This is a genomic window from Camelimonas sp. ID_303_24 (assembly GCF_053543495.1).
This window is the reverse complement of the sequence record NZ_JBLLJM010000002.1, coordinates 434,791-454,507: the sequence shown is the minus strand read 5'-3', so window position 1 is coordinate 454,507 and position 19,717 is coordinate 434,791. Positions and strand designations below refer to the sequence as shown.

Sequence of the window (19,717 nt, the reverse complement as noted above, 5' to 3'; positions counted from 1 at the left end):
CGTTCAGCTTACTGCTGGGCGGAACCGATCGCGTTGCGAAGGTTCTGCTGATTAATGCTGACCCCAAAACGGTTCTGCAGGATGCGCACGTAGCTGCTCAGCAGATCGTCGGTGAGAGCGAGATTCATCTGCTCCGCCAGTTGGGGATTGATGGCGCTGGCCGAGAAGGGCGGCATGGTGGCCGAGGTCACCTGGAAGATGATCCGCTGCCCCGGCCGGGTCGCCGAGCCCGCCTTGCCGGCCGGGATGGCGAAGATCTGGCGCACCGTGTCGACGTCCAGATCGCCCGCCGCCTGGCCGCGGCGCAGGTCGCTGGCGGTCTTGACCGGAAGGCCGGAGGCGGCCTGCAATGTCGCGCCTTCGTTGACCTTCTTGACGATCTCGTCAGCGCGCGCCGTGAGCTTCGCGTTCACCTGATCCTCACGCCAGAGTTTCTCCACATTGGCCCTGGCTTCCTCGAGCGTGCGGTCGCGCGCCGCCTCGACATTGGTGACCTCGAACCAGACATGGCCGTCATCGACGTTCAGCGCCTCGTTGTCGGCGCCCACGTCGGTGTTGAAGGCGTCGCGCAGCAACTCCTGGGCGCCGGGCAGGGCGAGCAGCGCGGTCGACTGCGCCCCCTGCCTGTCCTTGCCCTGATTGTCGACGCCGTCCACCTTGACCAGGGTCAGGCCGGCGTCGCGAGCGATCTCGGCGAGGGGGCGGGCATTGACGCGCTGATCCTCGATCCTGTCATGCAGCGCCGTGATTTCTTCCTTCGCCCTTGCGGTGGCGAGTTCGGTGCGGATGGCGTCGGCGACTTCGGCCAGCGGCTTGATCGCCGCCGGCGTCACCGATGCGGCCCGCACCACCACGACGCCAAAATTGCCCTTGACCGGATCGCTGACAGCGCCCGGAGCCAAAGCGAAGGCGGCGTCCCGCACGGCGGGGTCGACCATCTGGGCGCGGGTCACCTCGCCGAGATCCAGATCCTTCTCCGACACGCCGCGTTCCTTCGCGACGGTTTCGAAAGACTTGCCGGCCCTGATCGATTCCACCGCGGCCTTCGCCGTCGCTTCATCGGGGAAAGAAATCTGCTGCAGGCGACGGCGCTCTGGCGAGCCCCAGGCGCTCTCCTTCGTTTTCTCGTATTGCGCCTTGATCTCGGCGTCGGTAACGGCGGCCGCAAGGTTCTTCGCCTTGACGAGGCCAGCCGGCGTCAGCGCCACGGCATTGAACGTGCGGAACTCCGGCGCGCGGAACGAGGCCTTGCGGCTTTCGAAGAAGCTCTTCAGCGCCTCATCCGACGGCGCGGCGATCTCGCCGGCAGAAGCGGCGGGAAGCGCGACCCAGGAGGCGGCGCGGCGCTCGGCGTTGACGCGGTATACCGCCTGGTTCATCGCAACGGGGGTCTGGATGCCGCCAGCCAGACCTTCCGGGATCTGCCGGCGCACCAGTGTATTGCGCTGCTCCGCCAGGTAGCCGGCCTCGGAGAAGCCGTTGTTGCGCAGCACCTCGGCGAAGCGGGCGCGGTCGAACTGGCCGTTGACGCCACGGAAGTTGGGGTCGGCGGCGATCGTCTCGACCACAAAGGCGTCGGTGACGCCAAGCTTCATGTCGCGGGCTTCCTGATCCATCGCCGCTTCGGTCACCAGGCGGCCGAGCACGATGGCGTCCAGGCCCATCTCACGGCCCTGGGCGGGCGTGATCACCGTGCGGTACTGCTGGGAAAGGCGCTGCAACTCGTTCTGCCAGGCGGTGCGCAACTGCTCCATGGTGATCTCGGTCTTGCCGACCATCGCCACCGTGTTGCGCGAGCCGCCGCGCACCATGTCGCCAATGCCCCAGATGGCGAAGGAAACGATCAGCAGTCCGAAGAGAACAAAGAGAACGACCTTGCCAAGCAGGCCCTTGCTCGCGTTGCGCATTCCCTGAAGCATGTGATCAATCGACCTTCCTGGAGCGTCCCGGCGGGAGCGGGCCGCGTGGGCCGGCCTGCCAGGGTGAATGATGGGCCGCGCTGGGCCGGCCGGCGCGATGGCCCGGCCAGCTGGACGGGCTGTAACTTAAGTCAGCAATTACTTAGCTTGATGCTGACATAGAGCACGGCCGCGCCTGCGTCCATGGTCGCGCGCGAGAGACCGGGCGGAGAGGGCCAGATTCAGCAATATCCAGCGACGCCCCGGCTCTTGTGGGGCTACGCGGTGTCCCCAGGCGCTCCATTGCCGGCGTGCGGTGGCTCTGCTAGAGCCGGCCCCAGAAACGGAGCCCCGTATCGGGAGCGGCGGCGGCCGCGCCAGATTCGAGGGGCGGCGCCAGATTCACGAGGCGGCGGCTGGCGCCGGGCTGAAGCCCGGCTGGCGGAGCGCCAATGACGAAACGGGGAGCAAGATGGCCGGTCACAAGCGCCGTCCGCTGATCGCGGGCAACTGGAAGATGAATGGTATGAAGATCGCCGGAGCCCGCACGCTCGGCCAGGTGATCGAAGGCTATGACGCCGCCCTGCGCGCGAAGGCCGACCTGCTCGTCTGCCCGCCCGCGCCGTTGCTGTATACGTTCGCGGCCGCTTCCATTGGCAGCGGCGTGGCCATTGGCGCCCAGACCTGCCATCCGGCGGTTTCCGGCGCCTATACCGGCGAGACCTCGGCGGAGATGCTTGCCGACGTCGGCGCCACGGCGGTCATCGTCGGCCATTCCGAGCGTCGCGCCTATAATGGTGAAACCGACGCCGACGTGCGCGCCCGCGCCGAAGCCGCCCGCCGCGCCGGCCTCACCCCGATCGTCTGCGTCGGCGAAACCCGCGAGGAGCGCGACGCTGGTCGGGCGCTGGACGTGGTGGGCGCGCAGCTGGCCGGTTCGGTTCCCGATGGCGAGGGCGCCCTGATCGTCGCCTATGAGCCGGTGTGGGCCATCGGCACCGGCCTGACCCCGACTGTCGCTGACGTGGCTGAAGTGCACGCCTTCATGCGCGCCGAGTTGCGCAAGCGCTTTGGCGCGGCGTTCGCTGACGGCGTTCGCCTGCTGTACGGCGGTTCGGTGAAGCCCTCCAACGCGGCCGAGCTGATGGCGGTGGAGGACGTGGACGGCGCCCTTGTGGGCGGCGCCAGCCTCGTCGCGGCGGATTTCCTGGCGATCGCCGCCGGCTGCTGATTCCAGCGCCTGAGGCTGTTTGGGGCGGGGCGGGCGCCATGCCGGATGCGTGGCGCGGGCCCGCCCGGGCGGGCGGTCGCGCCCCTGTGCGGTTTGCCCCGGTGTTTCGCGCACCGCTTGCCGCGTCTGGCGTTGCGTCCTGGTCACGCCTTCTGCCGCACGTTTTGCGGCGCGTTTTGCTGCTCGTTTTGCTCTTGGGCGCGGGGCGTGCTAAACGCGCAAGTCGCTTTGGGGGCTGTCTCCCGAAACCGCTTTCCCGTTCACATCGAGATGGGCCGGGCGCCGGCCATTGGGCATAGTTCATGCAAACGGTTCTCATCGTCGTTCATCTGCTCATCGTTCTGGCGCTGGTTGGCGTTGTGCTGCTTCAGCGCTCTGAAGGCGGTGGGCTGGGCATGGGCGGCGGCAGCGGCGTTTCCGGCTTCATGACCGGCCGCGGTCAGGCCAACGCCCTGACGCGCGCCACGGCGATTCTCGCCGCGCTGTTCTTCGTCACCAGCCTGGGGCTGACCGTGCTGGCCAGCATGTCGCGCGGCGGCGGCTCGATCCTTGATCGCAATCTGCCGGCCCAGACGGTCCCAGGGACGCCTGGCGCGCCCGCCGGCGGCGGCGTTCTCGACCAGCTGAAGCAGATGCAGAAGCAGGCTCCCGCCGCGCCAGCGGCTCCGGCGGCGCCTCAGGTCCCCACGCAGCAGTAAGTCATGTGGCGCGGTCGCCCCCGGGGCGGCTGCCCGCAGCCACGGGCGTTAACGCCACACAGGAGCGTTTTCCGGGTTCAGCAATGAACCCGTGAAAACGCTCTGATTGTTTGATTTGATGCAATTCCGCGCGCAAGGGTGGCCGCGTCCACGTTTGCGAAGGTTGCTCCAGCATGGACCCGCCGCTTCAGCGGCGGGGCATTTTTTTGTGATGACCGAACAAAATTTATCCGGAGCTCTCGCCAATCGCACCGATTCAGCGTATCCAGCGGGTCCCATGACGCGGTATGTATTCATCACTGGCGGCGTGGTCTCCTCCCTGGGCAAGGGCCTCGCATCAGCCGCACTCGGAGCCCTTCTGCAGGCGCGCGGCTACAAGGTCCGCCTGCGCAAGCTCGACCCCTATCTCAACGTCGATCCGGGCACCATGAGCCCGTATCAGCACGGTGAGGTGTTCGTCACCGACGACGGCGCCGAGACCGATCTCGATCTCGGGCATTACGAGCGCTTCACGGGCATGCCGTGCAGCCGCAATGACAATATCACCACCGGCCGCATTTACTCCGACATCATCGCCCGCGAACGGCGCGGCGACTATCTGGGCGCGACGGTGCAGGTGATTCCGCACGTCACCAACGCCATCAAGGAATTCGTCCTCAGCGGCAACGACGGTTACGACTTCGTGCTGATGGAGATCGGCGGCACCGTCGGCGATATCGAAAGCCTGCCGTTCCTGGAGGCCATTCGCCAGCTCGGCCAGGAGCTGGAGCGCGATCAGGCCATCTACATGCACCTGACGCTGTTGCCCTATATCCCGTCCGCCGGCGAACTGAAGACCAAGCCGACCCAGCATTCGGTGGCTGAGCTGCGCTCCATCGGCGTCCAGCCGGACCTGCTGCTGTGCCGCACCGACCGGCCGATTCCCCGCGAGGAGCGCCGCAAGCTGTCGCTGTTCTGCAACGTGCGCGAGACGGCGGTGATCGAGGCGCGCGACGTCTCCTCCATCTATGACGTGCCGCTGTCCTATCACGCCGAGGGGCTGGACAGCGAAGTGCTGGCGGCGTTCGGCATCAAGGACGCGCCGGAGCCGGATCTCACCCGCTGGCAGGAAATCTCCGATCGGGTCAAAAGCCCGGAGGGCGAGGTGACCATTGCCATCGTTGGCAAGTACACCGGCATGAAGGACGCCTACAAATCGCTGATGGAGGCCCTGACCCACGGCGGCATCGCCAACCGGGTGAAGGTCAATCTCGACTGGATCGAGAGCGAGGTGTTCGAGCGCGAGGACCCGGCGCCGTTCCTGGAGCACGTGCACGGCATCCTGGTGCCCGGCGGCTTTGGCCAGCGCGGCGCCGAGGGCAAGATTCGCGCCGCCCGCTTTGCCCGCGAGCGCAAGGTGCCGTATCTGGGCATCTGCTTCGGCATGCAGATGGCGGTGATCGAGGCCTGTCGCGCCCTTGCCGGCGTTGGCGCGGCCAGCTCCACCGAATTTGGCCCCACGGACGAGCCGGTGGTCGGCCTGCTGACCGAATGGCTCAGCGGCAATGAGCTGGTGCGCCGCACCGCCGAGGGCGATCTGGGCGGCACCATGCGCCTCGGCGCCTACCGCTCGGTGCTGTCGCCGGAATCGAAGATCGCCGGGATCTACGGCAAGACCGAAATTTCCGAGCGCCATCGCCACCGCTACGAAGTCAACATGGACTACCGTGAGCGCCTCGAAGCCGCCGGCATGCGCTTCTCCGGCGTCTCGCCGGACGGGGTGCTGCCGGAAACCATCGAGCATGTGGATCACCCGTGGTTCATTGGCGTGCAGTACCATCCCGAGTACAAGTCGCGCCCGCTGGAGCCGCACCCGCTGTTCAGCAGCTTCGTCGAGGCGGCGATTGCCCAGAGCCGGCTGGTCTGACGCCGGCTGGTCTGAAGCCGGTTGCCGCTGCTCGCGCGACCATGCCTCGCCGGTTTGATGGCGCGGGTTATTCAGAACTGACAAGCGCGACGCCCCGGTTTTCGGGGCGTTGCCGTTCATGGCGGGTTGTCGCGGCCACGAGGCCCGCCCGCATACCGGACAGAAGGACAGGCGCCATGACCAGCCAGGCTCCAGCCACCGCCAACCCCGTCGTCACTGTGGGCGCGGGCGCCCGCAAGCCGGTGCGTTTCGGCAATGACCTGCCGCTCGCCCTGATCGCCGGCCCCTGCCAGATGGAAAGCCGCGATCACGCCATGGAGGTGGCGTCGGAGCTGGTCGCCATCACCGACCGGCTGGGCATCGGCCTGATCTTCAAGGCCTCGTTCGACAAGGCCAACCGCACCTCCGCTTCCGCCGCGCGCGGCATGGGGCTTGATGGCGCGCTGCCGGTGTTCGCCGAAGTGCGTGAGAAGCTGGGCGTGCCGGTGCTGACCGACGTGCATGACGCTGGCCAGTGCGCGCCGGTGGCCGAGGTGGTCGACGTGCTGCAGATCCCGGCCTTCCTGTGCCGGCAGACCGACCTGCTGCTGGCCGCCGCCGCCACCGGCCGCGTCGTCAACGTCAAGAAGGGACAGTTTCTCGCCCCGTGGGACATGAAGAACGTGGTCGCCAAGCTGACCAGCGCCGGCAATCCCGACGTGCTGGTCACCGAGCGCGGCGTCAGCTTCGGCTACAACACCCTGGTTTCCGACATGCGCGCGCTGCCAATCATGGCCGAGACCACGGGCGCGCCGGTGATTTTCGACGCCACCCATTCGGTGCAGCAGCCTGGCGGGCAGGGAACCTCTTCTGGCGGCGAGCGGCGGTTCGTGCCCGTGCTGGCCCGCGCCGCCGTGGCCGTGGGCGTCGCCGGCGTATTCATCGAAACTCACCCTGATCCGGATCGCGCCCCGTCCGACGGCCCCAACATGGTGCCGCTGGCGCAGATGGAGACGCTGCTGGGCGAACTGCTGGCCTTCGACGCCATCGCCAAGCAGCGCGCCGGGTAATCCGGCGCCAGAAGGTTTTCCGGCAAGGGGTTTCTCGCCGCGTCAGGAGATCCTGGCGTCGTCCGCGCCGCCCCGCTACTTCCCAAGCGTCATGCCCGCGGGCATCCACGCCTTTGCCGCGCCGGAGCGGGCGCAGATGGTTGCTATGGCATCACTCCGTGGATGGCCAGGACAGGCAGGGCCATGGCGGCTTGAGGGCTGGAGGGCTGGAGGGCTGCGCCCGTTACCCGCAGGCGCCGGCATGACGGAATGCTGTTGAATGGCGCGCCAGCCCTTCGCGTGACGCAACGCCACCCCGCCGGCGCGGAATTGGTTTCCGCCGTACCCAGCCAGTAAACATCAAACGGTAAATGTCGGGCAGCGCAGGGTCGCTCGCGTCGCGTTGCCCCGGCGCGCGTTCGCGAGGCGGGCCATGGCAATGACGCGCGCGAAAGTCGCGCGGACAAGAAAAGCAGGGCGCCGCCAGGCGTCAGGGAAGGAAAACCATGCGTCAGCCCCTGGCTGAGCCTTCGCTTGCCCGGCTTCAGGTCTGGCTGGCGATCTCCTGCTTCACCGCCAGCCTGTTCGTACGCGCTGTCGATCCGCTCGTGCCGGTTATTGCCCGCGATCTCAACGTGCCGGCGGGGCAGGTGGCGTTGCTTGGCAGCGCCTTCGCGTTTCCGTTTGGCCTGATGCAGCTGGTCTGGGGGCCGGTGGGCGACCGTTTCGGTCGCAGCGGCGTCATCCGCATCTGCATGGTCATCATTTCGCTTGGCGGCGTCGCCAGCGCCCTGTGGCCGGCATGGGACTGGCAGTTCGCCATGCGAGTGGTCTGCGGCGTCGCCTCCGCCGGCATTTTCCCCGCGACCATCGCGCTGATCGGCGACCGGGTGGCGCTGGAGGCGCGTCAGGCCGTGCTGGCCCGCATGCTTGGCGCCACCATCAGCGGCGGCCTTGCCGGCGCCATTGGCGCCGGCTTCCTTGTCGAGTGGCTCGGCTGGCGCGGCGTTTTCCTGCTGTATGGCGTGATTTGCGCCATCACCACTGTCGCGGTCATGCGGGTGTTGCCGCGCGGCGCCCGTTCCGCCACGGCGCCGGTCCATGGCGTGCTGCATGGCTTTCGCGCGGTGCTGCGCAACCGCCGGGCGTGGATCTGCTTCAGCGCCGTGTTTTGCGAGGGGGTGTTCATCTTCGGCCTGATGCCGTTCGTCGCGGTTCTGCTGGCGGCGCGCGGCGAGAACAGCCCGGCCATCGCTGGTCTGGTCATCGCCGCCTTTCCGCTTGGCGGCATTGTCTACAGCGCCTCGGCGGGCCGTTTGATGGAGCTTCTGGGCAGCCGGGGGCTGATGGGCATGGGCGGAATAGCTGCGGCTGCGGCCCTGCTGGCAACGGCGACGGGCCTGCCCTGGCAGGGCGACTTCGCCGCCTTCATGCTGTTGGGCTTTGGCTTCTACAGCCTGCACAATTCCCTTCAGGTGCAGGCAACTGAACTGGCCCCGGCGTTTCGCGGCTCCGCCGTGGCGCTGCACGGCTCCAGCTTCATGACCGGCCAGGCAGTGGGGCCGATCTGGTGGGGCGCGGCGCTGGGCTTCGCCGGGCCGGCGCTGACCCTGGGGCTTGGCGCGGGCGTCATCGCAATTGTCGGTTTGCTCTGCGGCTATTTGCTGGGAGCGCCGCGCCGATAGCAGGCGGCAAATGGGGCAAAGGGGGCTGGCCAGGGGCTACTTGGCCATTCCGGGTTCGCGCAAGGGCTGGCCGCGAGCAAGCGTTCTCGCGCCAGGCTGGTGACCGGAAGTTGCGGTGCATGATGAAAATAACGAGTTATGCCATGTGCTTGGATTGGTGTTCTCATAAATGAAATGACGCCCGGGAAAGCCCCGGGCGTCACGCAATGCCAGCGCTGGCGCACGCTCACTCGCCGGAGATGATCTCGCCGAACGGGTGGAACGTCTTGCCGTCGAATTTGGTCAGCTGCATCCGGGTGAGCGGTGAGAACCGCTCCGGGGTATTCTGCACCTTGATGCCCGGAAGCAGGGTTCCGGCATCCATGTTGAGGGTGGTCGCCATCTTCATGATGTTCTTGCGGCTGAGATCGTTTCCGGCCCGCTTCAGCACGTCTTCCAGCACCCTGGCCGAGGTGTAGCCATAGACGTAGTTGGTGTCGGCGCGGTCGGCGGAGGGCATGGCCCGATCCATGAAGGCGTGGAACTCCTTCATGCCCGGATCGTCCTTCCACTGCGGGTCGAGCGGATCCTTCACATAAGCGGTGGCGATGATGCCAACGCCGTTCTCCACGCCGGCCGGCTTCATCACCGCCGCCACCGAGGCGGAGATCGAGGAAACGAAGTGGGTCGGCTTCCAGCCCATCTGCGCCACTTTGCGGATGGCCTGGGCGGTGTACTTGGGTACGGAGACGTTGACGAACACGTCGGCGCCCGACGCCTTCAGCTCGACGAGCTGCGAGTCGATCACCGGATCGGTCGGCTGGTAGCTCGCCACCTTGATGAGCTGCTTGTCGGCGTTGGCGCCGAGCCCCTTGCGCAGGCCGTGCAGGTAGTCCTTGCCGAAATCGTCAGCCTGATGAAGCAGGGCGACCTTGCTGTTGGGCAGGTTCTTGGCGATGTAGCGGCCGATCACCACGCCTTCGCTGAAGTAGGACGGCTGAAAGCCGGTGGTCCACGGAAACTGCTTGGGGTTATCCCAGCCGCTATTGCCGGAGGCGACGAACAGCTGCGGCACGCCCTTGCTGTTCAGATATTTCTGCACGGCGAGGCTGGTGGCGGTGCCCAGCGGATTGAAGATGAACGAGACGCCGTCCTGCTCCACCAGCTTGCGGGTCTGCTCCACGGTTTTCGGCGGGGCGTAGCCGTCGTCCAGGGAGATCAGCTCGACCTTGCGGCCGTTGATCCCGCCCTTGTCGTTGATTTCCTTGAGATAGGCCTGGTGCGTCTTGGCGATCACCGAATAGGCGGAGGCGCCGCCGCTGAAGGCGGTGGTCTGGCCAATCTTGATATTGTCTTTCGTCACGCCGGGCATGTCTGCGCCCTGGGCCAGCGCGGAGCCGCCGAACAGCAGTGAAGCGGCGATCGTCGATAGCAATCTCTTCATCACATCCCTCCCTGGAGCCCGTCAGGAAACGTAGCCGTGCGGGCCGGATCGTCTGGCGCGATCACAGCTTGCGCGACGCGGGAGCGCATTCCCGGCGTCTGCGCTGCTTGCGGCTGACCGTTGCTGGCCGGAGCGGCCATTCACAGACCGTTGATGTGAGTGTGCCCATTCCCCATTGCCGGTGGCAAGGGGGTGATATGTTATACGAAAGATAAAACTACAGCCAATGGGGCGCCATTGCGCCGGCGGGTGGCGCGGGGCGCGGCGTTGGCGGAAAAGGGCGCCTGGCTCAGAAGCGGGCGCGGTAGGGCTGCACGCCGGTATCCGGCAGCCAGACGTTCTTCGGCAACTCGCCCGTCTGCCAGAACACGTCGATGGGGATGCCGCCGCGCGGGAACCAGTAGCCGCCGATGCGCAGGAACCTCGGCTGCAGCAGGCTGGCGAGCCGCTTGCCGATGGCGACGGTGCAATCCTCGTGGAACGCGCCATGATTGCGGAAGGCGTGCAGGTACAGCTTCAGCGATTTCGATTCGACCAGCCACTGGTCCGGCGCATAGTCGATCACCAGAATGGCGAAATCCGGCTGGCCGGTGACCGGACAGATCGAGGTGAACTCCGGCGCGGTGAACCGGGCGATATAGTCCGTATCCGGATGCGGATTGGGCACGCGGTCGAGCACCGCCGTCGCCGGGTCGGCGGGGGTGGCGCTCTGCTGGCCCAAATGGCTGAGATGCTGGGTAAGATCGGCGTTGCTCATGGCGCTCCTATACTCCTTTTGCAAAGCCCAGGGAACGGCCGCGCCAACGGCGGATACAAGCTGGCGGGGGCTGTAATTTCCGCGCATGGCTATTGAAAGCCCATGTTGATGCCGTAAAAGGCCCTCAGAAGCCCTCGCCAGAGCGAACCCTTTTCACGCGCGCGTCACAGGCGTTTCGTATGCCCGCGCTTTCCTGAACGTATGGAGCTGCATTCCATGACCGCCATTGTCGATATCGTCGCCCGCGAGATCCTCGACAGCCGGGGCAACCCGACCGTTGAAGTCGATGTGGTGCTGGAGGACGGCTCCACGGGCCGCGCGGCGGTTCCTTCCGGCGCCTCGACCGGCGCCCACGAAGCGGTTGAGCTGCGCGACGGGGACAAGGACCGCTACGGCGGCAAGGGCGTGATGAAGGCCGTCGAGGCCGTCAACACCGAAATCTATGACACGCTGGCCGGCCAGGACGCCGAGGACCAGGTGGCCATCGACGAGATCATGATCGAGCTCGACGGCACGCCGAACAAGGCCCGCCTTGGCGCCAACGCCATCCTTGGCGTGTCGCTGGCCGTGGCCAAGGCCGCCGCCGAGGCTTCCGGCCTGCCGCTCTACCGTTACGTCGGCGGCCCGACCGCCCGCGTGTTGCCGGTGCCGATGATGAACATCGTCAATGGCGGCGCCCACGCCGACAATCCGATCGACTTCCAGGAATTCATGGTGATGCCGGTGGGCGCGCCAAGCCTGGCCGACGCCGTGCGCGCCGGCGCCGAGGTGTTCCACCGCCTGAAGGCCAATCTGAAGGCCGCTGGCCAGAACACCAATGTGGGCGACGAGGGCGGCTTCGCGCCGAACCTGCCGTCCGCGGAAGCTGCGCTCGACTTCGTCATGAAGGCCATCGAGGACGCCGGTTACAAGGCTGGCGACGACATGATGATCGCCCTCGACTGCGCCTCCACCGAGTTCTTCAAGGGCGGCAATTACGTCTACGAAGGCGAGGGCGTTTCCCGCTCGCCGGAAGAGCAGGCGAAATATCTGGCCAAGCTGGTCGGCGACTACCCGATCGCCTCGATCGAGGATGGCATGGCCGAGGACGACTGGGCTGGCTGGAAGCTGTTGACCGATCTGGTTGGCTCGCGCTGCCAACTGGTGGGCGACGATCTGTTCGTCACCAATGTCGAGCGCCTGTCGGACGGCATCCGCCAGGGCGTTGGCAACTCCATCCTGGTCAAGGTCAACCAGATCGGCTCGCTGACCGAGACCCTGGCCGCCGTCGATATGGCGCACCGCGCCGGCTACACCGCCGTGATGTCGCACCGCTCGGGCGAGACCGAGGATTCGACCATCGCTGACCTCGCCGTCGCCACCAACTGCGGCCAGATCAAGACCGGCTCGCTGGCCCGCTCCGACCGGACGGCCAAGTACAACCAGCTGATCCGCATCGAGGAGCAGCTCGGCGGCCAGGCCATCTACGCCGGTCGCAACGCCCTGAAGGCGCTGCGCGGCTAAAGCGTTTCCAGCGAGGCGGGCGCTGCTTCGCGTCAGGAAAACGCGTGACTGCAAAATGCTGGAGTGAAATACCGTTTCAGTATGAACGGATTTTGCTCTGGCGCGCTGGCGCCATCGCCGGGCGTGTGTGAGAGCGTGGGACCAACCGGCCGGAACAGGATGGCGATCCGTACGATCGCATCTCTGCCTTGCCGGTCCCGCGTTGTCCGAAAGGAACCAGATCCGGCCCGGCGGTGACGTCGGGCCGGATTTTTTGTGCGCGCTGTCTGTCTGGCCGGCATGGCGTCGTAATCCGGGAACGGCTTTACGGGGGGGCGACGCCAGGGCAGTCTCGCTACGCCGGAATGATAACTGGCGTATGGTTTCCTGCGGGCGGACGATTCGCGGCGGCCTGTGAGCGCCGGCCGGCGTTGACGGTCGCGGCGACCGCACGGCGGGGCGAGGAGGGCGATATGGCGGCCACGGCGATTCCAGCAAAAGCGGGCGCCGCTTTGGCGCCTGGAATAGCGCCCGGTTCGACATCCGGAGCCCCGGCGCCGCGCCAGCGGACGGCCCCGGCGCGCGCTCACGCCGCGCGGATTATTTCCTGTGTGACGACATTGGGGCTGGCGGCGCTGCTTGCGGTTGGCGGCCCGGCTGCGTATGCGGCGGATGGCGGGCCGGCGGCGAACGCATCGCAATCCGCCGCGCCTCCGTCTCCGGCGACGCCAGCCGGCATGGACGGCCAGAAGCCGGGCCCGCGTGCAACGGCAACGCCTGCAACCAACCTTCCAGCCAGTCCTTCAGCCAGTTCTCCCGCCGCCGCTGAAGCGCCTGCCAGCGCGCCGGCAGGGAGCGCTGGCGCGAAGGATGGATCAGCCGCCACGCCGTCGGCCGGGCGCGGCCCGCTTGCCGGCGATGCGCAGGGCGCGCCAGGCTCAGCCAGTTCTGGCCCCGCGGCTTCTGGAGCCGCAGCGCCAGGAGCTGCAACGGCTGGCTCCACCGCGAAGGCGGAGATCACCCCCACGGTCATCCTGGTTCATTCCGAATTGCTGGATGGCTCCGCATGGCGCGGCGTGATCCCGCTGTTGCAGCGCGCTGGCGTCAGCGCCACGGCGGTGCAACTGCCGCTGAACTCCATGTGGGCGGATGTGGCGGTGGTGCAGCGGGCGCTGGCCATCGCCAGGGGGCCGGTCATTCTCGTCGGGCATTCGTGGGGCGGCGTCATCATCACCGAGGCGGGCGTCGACCGGAAGGTGGCGGCGCTCGTCTATGTGGCGGCCATGGCGCCGGACGTGGGCCAGTCATTCATCGACCGCCTGCGCAACGCGCCGCGTGGTCCGGGGCTGGGGAAATTGCTGACCGATTCATCCGGTTTCGTCCGGCTTGCCGATGACGCTTTCGCCACGGACTTTGGCCAGGACCTCGACGCGGCGCAAAACCGGCTGCTCGCCGCCACCCAGGCTCCGGTGTTCGGCAAGGTGTTCGAGGAGCGGGTGAACAACGCCGCCTGGAAAAACCTGCCGGTCTGGTATGTGGTGGCCGGCAACGACCGGCTGCTCGACCCCGGCGTGCAGCAAACGGAGGCGGGGCGCATCAAGGCCCGCACCGTCTCGACGCCCGCCAGCCACGCCGTGGTGCTGTCGCAGCCGGAGGTGGTGGCCAGGGCCATTCTCGACGCGGTGGCGGCGGTGAAGGCCGGCGCCGCGGCCGGCCATGACGGGGCCGCCCAACAATTGCAGCCACTCTCGCCGCCGGTGCAACCGGAGCCGCCGAAGAAATAGCTGATGGCTGGTGGCAACGGCGACGTGCGCTGGCGACCTTCGCAAGGCGGCTTTAGCCAGGTGGTTTTACAAGGCGCATTGATAACTGGACCGGCCCGGCGGACTGTCGCGGAACGCCTTGGTCCTGAGCCCGCCTGACGCCATGGTGCGTCAGGGCGGCGTCCTTCCAGTGCAGGTCACCAATCGCCGGATCATCAGAGGCCGGTCATTAGAAGCCCGCCCGGCGCGCGCCAGGCCGTCTTCCCAAAAAGCCAATGTCCGCGACGGGCGCGGGCATTGTCATGGCTTTGGCGCCTACGCGGCGAACTTGCGGGTCAACGGCTGTAGCGGATCGGCACCGACAGGGAAATCGAGCCGCCGGCGATGTGCGCTGGCGGCGCCGGCACCGGGCTGGCGCGCCGCACGGTCGACACGGCTTCGGCATCCAGAGCGCTGTCGCCGGACGAACGGGCCAGGCGGGCGCTGGTGACGCCGCCGCTCCGGTTGATCGAGAACGACACCACGGCCGTGCCATTGTTGGACGCGGCGCTGCCGGGGAAGCGCTTGTGCCGGTTGAGGTGGGCCATCAGCGCGCCGCGCCAGCTCGCCATCGCCGCGCTGTTGGCGCCCGATGATGCGGAGGCGGCGGAAGGCGAGCGCGGTCCTGGCGCGCCGGAGGGCGCGGAGGTGCGCTGCGCCGTGGCCGTGCGTTCGGCGTCAAGCGCCTTTGCCCGCGCGGCCCGCCTTTTCTCGCGCTCCAGCTCGCGCTTGTGTTCCTTCTCGCGCTCCCGTTCGCGCGCCAGCTCGATGCGTTTCTGGCGCTCGCGCTCCAGCTTGCGCTCTTTCTCGCGTTCTTTCTGCGGATCGACTTTGGGCGCGGCGGGAAGCACGACCTCGGCCTTCTGGGGCACTTCCGGCGCCTGGATTTCCTGTGGCTGCGGCTCGGGTTCCGGCTCGGGCGGCGGCGGCGGCTCGTTCTGGGCCACCTCCGATTCCACCGGCTTTTCGGCCTGCTGCGCTTCCGCGACTTCGGGGCCCGGGGCGGCTTCGTTCTGCGGCGCGTTATTGGCCGAGACCGGAAGCGGCGCCAGTTCGATCATCACCGCCGCCGGCGGTTCGCCAGCGGGTTCGGCGTGCTTCCAGTTCAGCGCCACCCAGGCCCCGCCGAAATGGGCGGCGAGCACAACGGCGCTGGCGGCGCCCCAGCGGGCGAACGCCCAGCCATGACCGGCGCTTCCCATCACTGGCCGGCTCCGGGGTTTTGTCCAGCTTCTGCGCTGGCGGCAGGCGCGGCGGGCGCTGGCTGCCCAGCCTGGCCGGTGTCTTCCAGGCCGACGAGGGCGATCTTGAGGTAGCCGGCGCCGCGCAGCAGGTTCATCACCTTCATCAGCTCGCCATAGGCCACGCCCTGATCGGCGCGCAGGAACACGCGCTGTTCCCGGTCGCCATGGGTGCGGGCGTCAAGCGCGCCTTGCAAACCTTCGCGGGCGACGCCGTCGTCGCCGAGCGCCAGCGTGAGGTCGTTCTTCACCGACAGGAACAGCGGCTTGTCCGGGCGCGGCTGCTGCTGGGCGTTGGAGACCGGCAGGTCAACCGGCACGTCCACGGTCGACAGCGGCGCCGCCACCATGAAGATGATGAGCAGAACGAGGATGACGTCGATGAACGGCGTCACGTTGATCTCGGAGACTTCCGCGAGGTCGTCGCCGCTTTCCTTCAGGCTGACGGCCATCTGATCACTCCGCGGCGCGACGCAGCTGGGTCATGTTCACGCCCATGTCCCGCCGGTCCAGATCGCGCGACAGGTGCTGCAGGGCCAGGGCCGATGCGTCTGACAGCAGCGCCCGGTAGCCGGTGATTGAACGGGAGAACACATTGTAGATGATGACGGCCGGGATGGCGGCGACCAGGCCGATGGCGGTGGCCAGCAGCGCCTCGGCAATGCCCGGCGCGACGACCGCCAGATTGGTGGTTTTGGCCACCGAGATGCCAATGAACGAATTCATGATGCCCCACACGGTGCCGAACAGGCCGACAAACGGGGCGGTGGAGCCAATGGTGGCGAGCAGGCCGGTGCCGCGCGCCATGCTGCGGCCGGCGCGCGCCTCGATCCGCGACAGGGCGATGGCGACGCGCTCCTTGACGCCCTCGGCGGGCAGGCCGGCGGAGCGCTCTTCTTCAGCCTCCGCGGCGGCGACAATCTCGCTGACCGGGCCGCCGGAGCGGATGGCGTTGTCGCCCAGCGCTTCCGCAAGGCTGCCGGCCGTATGCAGGCGCCGCAGGGCGCGCAAGGCGCGGCGGCGGGCCGCCAGCAGTTCCAGCGATTTCGCCAGCCAGATGGTCCAGGTGACCAGCGAGGCGAAGGCGAGGCCAAGCATCACCGCCTTCACGACGATGTCGGCCTGCATGAACATGCCCCACGGCGACAGATCGTGCGGGATGACGGCGGGGGCGGTTGGCGCCTGGCCCTGGGCGGGGGCAGCGTTGACGGGCGCGGCCCCTGAAGGCGCCGCGGCCGGCTGGCTGGCCTGAGGTGAAACATTAGCCGGAGATGCCGGCAGGGGCGGATGGCCCGGCGGCAGCGCCGTGGCCGGCGCGGCGTGTTCGGGAACCGACATGACGGGCCTGGCCGGCTGGGCCGCGGCGGTGGATGGAGCCGCACTGGACGGAGCCGGCGCCTGCTGCGCCTGTGCCTGACCCAAAGGCTGCCCTTGCTGTTGCCCTTGCGACAGTCCCTGGGCGAGGGCGGCGGGAGCCAGCGCCTGGGCCAGCATCAGGACGGCGAGGGGCGCGGCGTAACGCTGACGGGAGCCAGGTTTGGCGCGTTCAAAGGCCTCGACGGCGCGCATGTTGCGCGAACGGGCGAAATGCTTCGAAAACGCGGACAAGTGACCAACTCCCATATTGCAACAACCGCCGGAATGGCTGGCGGAAGGCTGACGTCTGCGGCGGGAACATGCATCCCGCCGTCGTCGACGCGCGCCGGATACCGGCGCGCCAGCCGGGGGGCTACGCAGGCAGCCCACCCATGATCCCGGCTGGCGCTCGCCAGCGTGCTCCGGACCAGAAACACCACTCCAGACGACTGGGGCCTGTTGCCGGACAGGCATCCCGGAACTTGCGTTTCACTAACGCCGTAAAAATTTGAACGCAATCTCAATGATTTAGAGGGGTTCTAAGAAGCAGGCGTTGCTGAGAGCCGCGTCCGTCAGGCTGTTCCGGGGCTGATCGGGAATATTGACATGGAGACAATTGCTTATTCTGCGCCATCCCGAGGGCGATGGTCGCGACGCCATGCGGCTGGCGCAAGCGGCGTCTGTGAATTGTCGCGTGAAAATGATGATGGGCTGGCCCCAGCCCCCTGGCTCTCAAAACCTTTGGCTCCAAACCTCTGGCTCCTGGCGTCGCCCGCCGGCATGGGCGGGGGGCCGTTGGCGTGCGTGGGCAGGCATTCGCTCAACTGAACCCGGTAACGGGATGGGGAACGTAATGCGCCTCAAGGGCCGCGATCTCGGCGTCGTCGAGCGCGAGATCAACCGCCGCGATGGCGTCATCCAGATGCTGTGGCTTGCTGGCTCCAACGATCGGCGTCGTCACCCCATCCTTCCGCAGCAGCCACGCCATGGCGACCTGGGCGCGCGAGACGCCGCGCGCCGCCGCGATGCGGGCGACTTCCGCCACGATTTGCCGGTCGCTGTCCTCGCTGGAGCGATACAGCGTGCCCCCAAACGCGTCGGTTTCCTGACGCTGGCTGGTTTCGTCCCAGTCGCGGGTGAGGCGGCCGCGCGCCAGCGGACTCCATGGCATCACGGCGACGCCCTGATCGCGGCACAGGGGCAGCATCTCGCGCTCCTCTTCCCGCATCAGCAGGTTGAGGTGGTTCTGCATTGAGGCGAACTCCGTCCAGCCGTTCAGGCGGGAAGTGTAAAGCGCCTTGGCGAACTGCCACGCGAACATGGAGGAAGCGCCGATGTAGAGGGCCTTGCCGGCCTTCACCACATCATGCAGCGCCTCAAGGGTCTCCTCCAGCGGGGTGGCATGGTCCCAGCGGTGGATCTGGTAGAGGTCGACGTAATCCACGCCGAGGCGCTTCAGGCTGGCGTCAATCTCCTGCATGATCGCCTTGCGCGACAGCCCGGCGCCGTTCGGCCCCTTGCGCGTTCGCATGAAGACCTTCGTGGCGATGACGGTTTCTTCGCGGCGGGTGAATTCCTTGAGCGCCCGGCCAACAATTTCTTCCGAGGTGCCGTCGGAATAGGCGTTCGCCGTATCGAAGAAATTGATGCCTTTCTCCACCGCCTGGCGGATCAGCGGCCGGCTGGCCGCCTCGTCGAGCGTCCATGGGTGCGCGCCGCGTTCGGGAACGCCATAGGTCATGCAGCCAAGGCAGATGCGGGAAACGTCGAGGCCGGTGCGGCCGAATTTCACATATTTCACGGGCTGTACCTTTCGATGGCGATATTTTTCAGCCTGGGCGCGGGCTACGCGCGGGCGTCAAACCCCGCTGAATTTGCTGTACTGAAATTGCCGCGCCAAACTTGCGGCGGAGGAACTGCCCCGCAGGATTTGCCGCGCCGCCCCGCCGGCAGGCAACGCTGGCGGCTGCGGCCCTGGCCGGCGCGCCGTCATCTCCCCCGTCAAAGCTCAATGCGCGCCGGCGTGGCCAGGCAACAGCCTTGCCTCACGGAACGCGGCGAACCATTTGCGGAACATGGCTTCCGTATCCATGACCATGGAGAAGCCGGCCTCGTGCCGGCGGATGTCGGAAATGATCGAAACCTTGGGGCTGCCGGTGGCGTTGCGCGCCAGCAGATAATCCACGTACTGGGCCGAGGCCCCGACAAAGGCCGGCAACTCTGGCGCGGCGAGGCCATGCCGCCGGCACAGGGCGGTCCACTCAGCGCCGCTTTGCGCCAGGTCATCGGCGAGGGAGGCGGGGCGGCGTTCGCCAGGGCGCATGCCGAGGGCGTCGGCGATCGCCGGCCAGACATTGGCCCAGACGAAGACATCGCCATTGGTGATATTGAAAATGCGGTCGCGCGCCGTCGGCGCTTCGCCGCCCCAGGCAATCGCCTGCGCCAGCAGGTCTGCATCCACCGCCTGCAATACATTGCCGGTCTCGCCGCCGGGAAAATACAGCGGCTCGCCTTTCTCATGCAGCAGGGCCGCCCATGCGCCTATCGCCGTGATGGGGTTCATGGCGCTGCCGAACGACAGGCCGAAGATGATTTGCGGGCGCCAGATGGTCCAGCTCCAGGCCTTGCCGCGCCGGGCCGTTTTGAGCCAGTTCTCCTGCTCCCAGTAGAAATTCGGGATGTCATGCGCCTCGTCGCGATCCTCACGCGGCGGCAGCGCCATGCGGCGCGCGTGGGCGCCATAGGCTTTTGCCCCCTGCAGCAGGGTGACATGGCGCAGGCCGCTGGCGTGGGCGAGCAGCGGCTCCATCAGATTGCTGAACATGCGGGCGTTGACCGCGATCTGCTCCGGGTCCCGCCAGCCGTCGATCAACTCCGGCTTTTCATAGAGCGCCGCGTAGACCACATGGGTCACGTCGCCAAGCGCGGCCGCCGCATCCGCGCAGGCGTTCGGGTCGTTGAGATCAAGGCTGAGGAAGCGGCCGCCGCCGTCCTGAAGCGGTCGCCGCCGCGACAGCGCCGTGACGCGCACGCCCGCCATGCCCTGGAAATGGCGTAGCGCCGCCTGGCCGACGAGCCCCGATGCGCCCGCCACAAGCACGTGCCTGTTCATTCTCCGGTCCTCCCAGGCTCCGGTCCTTCCAGATCCGCCATCCTGTGCGGCGTCAGGTTCCGGGCCCGGGCATCCTGCCGCCGAAACCGGCGCTGGTC

Annotated in this window: 15 protein-coding genes; 7 read left to right on the top strand and 8 right to left on the bottom strand. The window is 67.5% G+C overall.

The window, feature by feature from the left end; translation table 11 throughout:
* Positions 1-8 precede the first annotated feature (8 nt).
* On the bottom strand, positions 9-1,919 hold the full coding sequence (locus ACERNI_RS02505) for a SurA N-terminal domain-containing protein (protein ID WP_448831681.1): 1,911 nt from the start codon (positions 1,917-1,919) through the stop codon (positions 9-11).
* A gap of 451 nt (positions 1,920-2,370) precedes the next feature.
* Here ACERNI_RS02505 and tpiA point away from each other — a divergent pair, with 451 nt between their 5' ends.
* The 5 genes from tpiA to ACERNI_RS02480 all read left to right on the top strand — a co-directional run bounded on the left by tpiA (position 2,371) and on the right by ACERNI_RS02480 (position 8,446).
* Complete coding sequence (gene tpiA / locus ACERNI_RS02500) at positions 2,371-3,129, top strand: triose-phosphate isomerase (RefSeq protein ID WP_448831680.1); 759 nt, start codon at positions 2,371-2,373, stop codon at positions 3,127-3,129.
* A gap of 302 nt (positions 3,130-3,431) precedes the next feature.
* A complete protein-coding gene (gene secG / locus ACERNI_RS02495; protein ID WP_448831679.1) occupies positions 3,432-3,827 on the top strand; it encodes a preprotein translocase subunit SecG in 396 nt (131 codons plus the stop codon).
* 277 nt (positions 3,828-4,104) lie between these two features.
* Positions 4,105-5,733, top strand: a complete 1,629-nt coding sequence (locus tag ACERNI_RS02490; RefSeq protein WP_448831678.1) for a CTP synthase — start codon at positions 4,105-4,107, stop codon at positions 5,731-5,733.
* Between the two features lie 176 nt (positions 5,734-5,909).
* The gene (gene kdsA / locus ACERNI_RS02485) at positions 5,910-6,782 is read left to right on the top strand and encodes a 3-deoxy-8-phosphooctulonate synthase (protein ID WP_448831677.1); all 873 of its coding nucleotides are present in this window, start codon (positions 5,910-5,912) and stop codon (positions 6,780-6,782) included.
* Between the two features lie 485 nt (positions 6,783-7,267).
* Positions 7,268-8,446: an MFS transporter gene (locus ACERNI_RS02480; RefSeq protein WP_448831676.1), complete on the top strand. Its 1,179-nt coding sequence runs from the start codon at positions 7,268-7,270 to the stop codon at positions 8,444-8,446.
* A gap of 226 nt (positions 8,447-8,672) precedes the next feature.
* On the opposite strand, the gene ACERNI_RS02475 is transcribed toward ACERNI_RS02480, so the two are convergent.
* Together ACERNI_RS02475 and queF are read right to left on the bottom strand one after the other, a co-directional pair.
* The gene (locus ACERNI_RS02475; RefSeq protein WP_448831675.1) at positions 8,673-9,869 is read right to left on the bottom strand and encodes an ABC transporter substrate-binding protein; all 1,197 of its coding nucleotides are present in this window, start codon (positions 9,867-9,869) and stop codon (positions 8,673-8,675) included.
* A 289-nt stretch (positions 9,870-10,158) separates the two neighbouring features.
* Positions 10,159-10,626 carry a preQ(1) synthase gene (queF, locus tag ACERNI_RS02470; protein ID WP_448831674.1) on the bottom strand — a complete coding sequence of 156 codons (468 nt, stop codon included), beginning with the start codon at positions 10,624-10,626 and terminating at the stop codon, positions 10,159-10,161.
* 216 nt (positions 10,627-10,842) lie between these two features.
* Here queF and eno point away from each other — a divergent pair, with 216 nt between their 5' ends.
* Both eno and ACERNI_RS02460 read left to right on the top strand, forming a co-directional pair.
* Complete coding sequence (gene eno, locus ACERNI_RS02465) at positions 10,843-12,129, top strand: phosphopyruvate hydratase (protein ID WP_448831673.1); 1,287 nt, start codon at positions 10,843-10,845, stop codon at positions 12,127-12,129.
* A gap of 590 nt (positions 12,130-12,719) precedes the next feature.
* On the top strand, positions 12,720-13,892 hold the full coding sequence (locus ACERNI_RS02460) for an alpha/beta fold hydrolase (protein WP_448831672.1): 1,173 nt from the start codon (positions 12,720-12,722) through the stop codon (positions 13,890-13,892).
* A gap of 314 nt (positions 13,893-14,206) precedes the next feature.
* Here ACERNI_RS02460 and ACERNI_RS02455 read toward each other — a convergent pair whose 3' ends face one another.
* The 5 genes from ACERNI_RS02455 to ACERNI_RS02435 all read right to left on the bottom strand — a co-directional run bounded on the left by ACERNI_RS02455 (position 14,207) and on the right by ACERNI_RS02435 (position 19,619).
* Entirely contained in the window at positions 14,207-15,112 is a 906-nt protein-coding gene (locus ACERNI_RS02455) for a cell envelope integrity protein TolA (RefSeq protein WP_448831800.1), read from the bottom strand.
* Positions 15,112-15,603: a TonB system transport protein ExbD gene (gene exbD / locus ACERNI_RS02450; protein WP_448831671.1), complete on the bottom strand. Its 492-nt coding sequence runs from the start codon at positions 15,601-15,603 to the stop codon at positions 15,112-15,114. The genes ACERNI_RS02455 and exbD overlap by 1 nt, the downstream gene beginning before the upstream one ends.
* Before the next feature lie 4 nt (positions 15,604-15,607).
* Positions 15,608-16,645, bottom strand: coding sequence for a tonB-system energizer ExbB (gene exbB, locus ACERNI_RS02445; RefSeq protein WP_448831799.1), 1,038 nt, complete (start codon positions 16,643-16,645; stop codon positions 15,608-15,610).
* Positions 16,646-17,327: 682 nt separating this feature from the next.
* Positions 17,328-18,308 (bottom strand): aldo/keto reductase, encoded by a 981-nt coding sequence (locus tag ACERNI_RS02440; protein ID WP_448831670.1) that lies wholly within the window; start codon positions 18,306-18,308, stop codon positions 17,328-17,330.
* A 207-nt stretch (positions 18,309-18,515) separates the two neighbouring features.
* Positions 18,516-19,619 (bottom strand): NAD-dependent epimerase/dehydratase family protein, encoded by a 1,104-nt coding sequence (locus ACERNI_RS02435; protein ID WP_448831669.1) that lies wholly within the window; start codon positions 19,617-19,619, stop codon positions 18,516-18,518.
* Positions 19,620-19,717 lie beyond the last annotated feature (98 nt).

Bases quoted from the DNA above. Each gene is read 5' to 3' on its own strand.
- ACERNI_RS02505 (WP_448831681.1), bottom strand. From the start codon at position 1,919: ATGCTTCAGGGAATGCGCAACGCGAGCAAGGGCCTGCTTGGCAAGGTC.
- tpiA (WP_448831680.1), top strand. From the start codon at position 2,371: ATGGCCGGTCACAAGCGCCGTCCGCTGATCGCGGGCAACTGGAAGATG.
- secG (WP_448831679.1), top strand. From the start codon at position 3,432: ATGCAAACGGTTCTCATCGTCGTTCATCTGCTCATCGTTCTGGCGCTG.
- ACERNI_RS02490 (WP_448831678.1), top strand. From the start codon at position 4,105: ATGACGCGGTATGTATTCATCACTGGCGGCGTGGTCTCCTCCCTGGGC.
- kdsA (WP_448831677.1), top strand. From the start codon at position 5,910: ATGACCAGCCAGGCTCCAGCCACCGCCAACCCCGTCGTCACTGTGGGC.
- ACERNI_RS02480 (WP_448831676.1), top strand. From the start codon at position 7,268: ATGCGTCAGCCCCTGGCTGAGCCTTCGCTTGCCCGGCTTCAGGTCTGG.
- ACERNI_RS02475 (WP_448831675.1), bottom strand. From the start codon at position 9,869: ATGAAGAGATTGCTATCGACGATCGCCGCTTCACTGCTGTTCGGCGGC.
- queF (WP_448831674.1), bottom strand. From the start codon at position 10,626: ATGAGCAACGCCGATCTTACCCAGCATCTCAGCCATTTGGGCCAGCAG.
- eno (WP_448831673.1), top strand. From the start codon at position 10,843: ATGACCGCCATTGTCGATATCGTCGCCCGCGAGATCCTCGACAGCCGG.
- ACERNI_RS02455 (WP_448831800.1), bottom strand. From the start codon at position 15,112: ATGGGAAGCGCCGGTCATGGCTGGGCGTTCGCCCGCTGGGGCGCCGCC.
- exbD (WP_448831671.1), bottom strand. From the start codon at position 15,603: ATGGCCGTCAGCCTGAAGGAAAGCGGCGACGACCTCGCGGAAGTCTCC.
- exbB (WP_448831799.1), bottom strand. From the start codon at position 16,645: ATGCTGGCCCAGGCGCTGGCTCCCGCCGCCCTCGCCCAGGGACTGTCG.
- ACERNI_RS02435 (WP_448831669.1), bottom strand. From the start codon at position 19,619: ATGAACAGGCACGTGCTTGTGGCGGGCGCATCGGGGCTCGTCGGCCAG.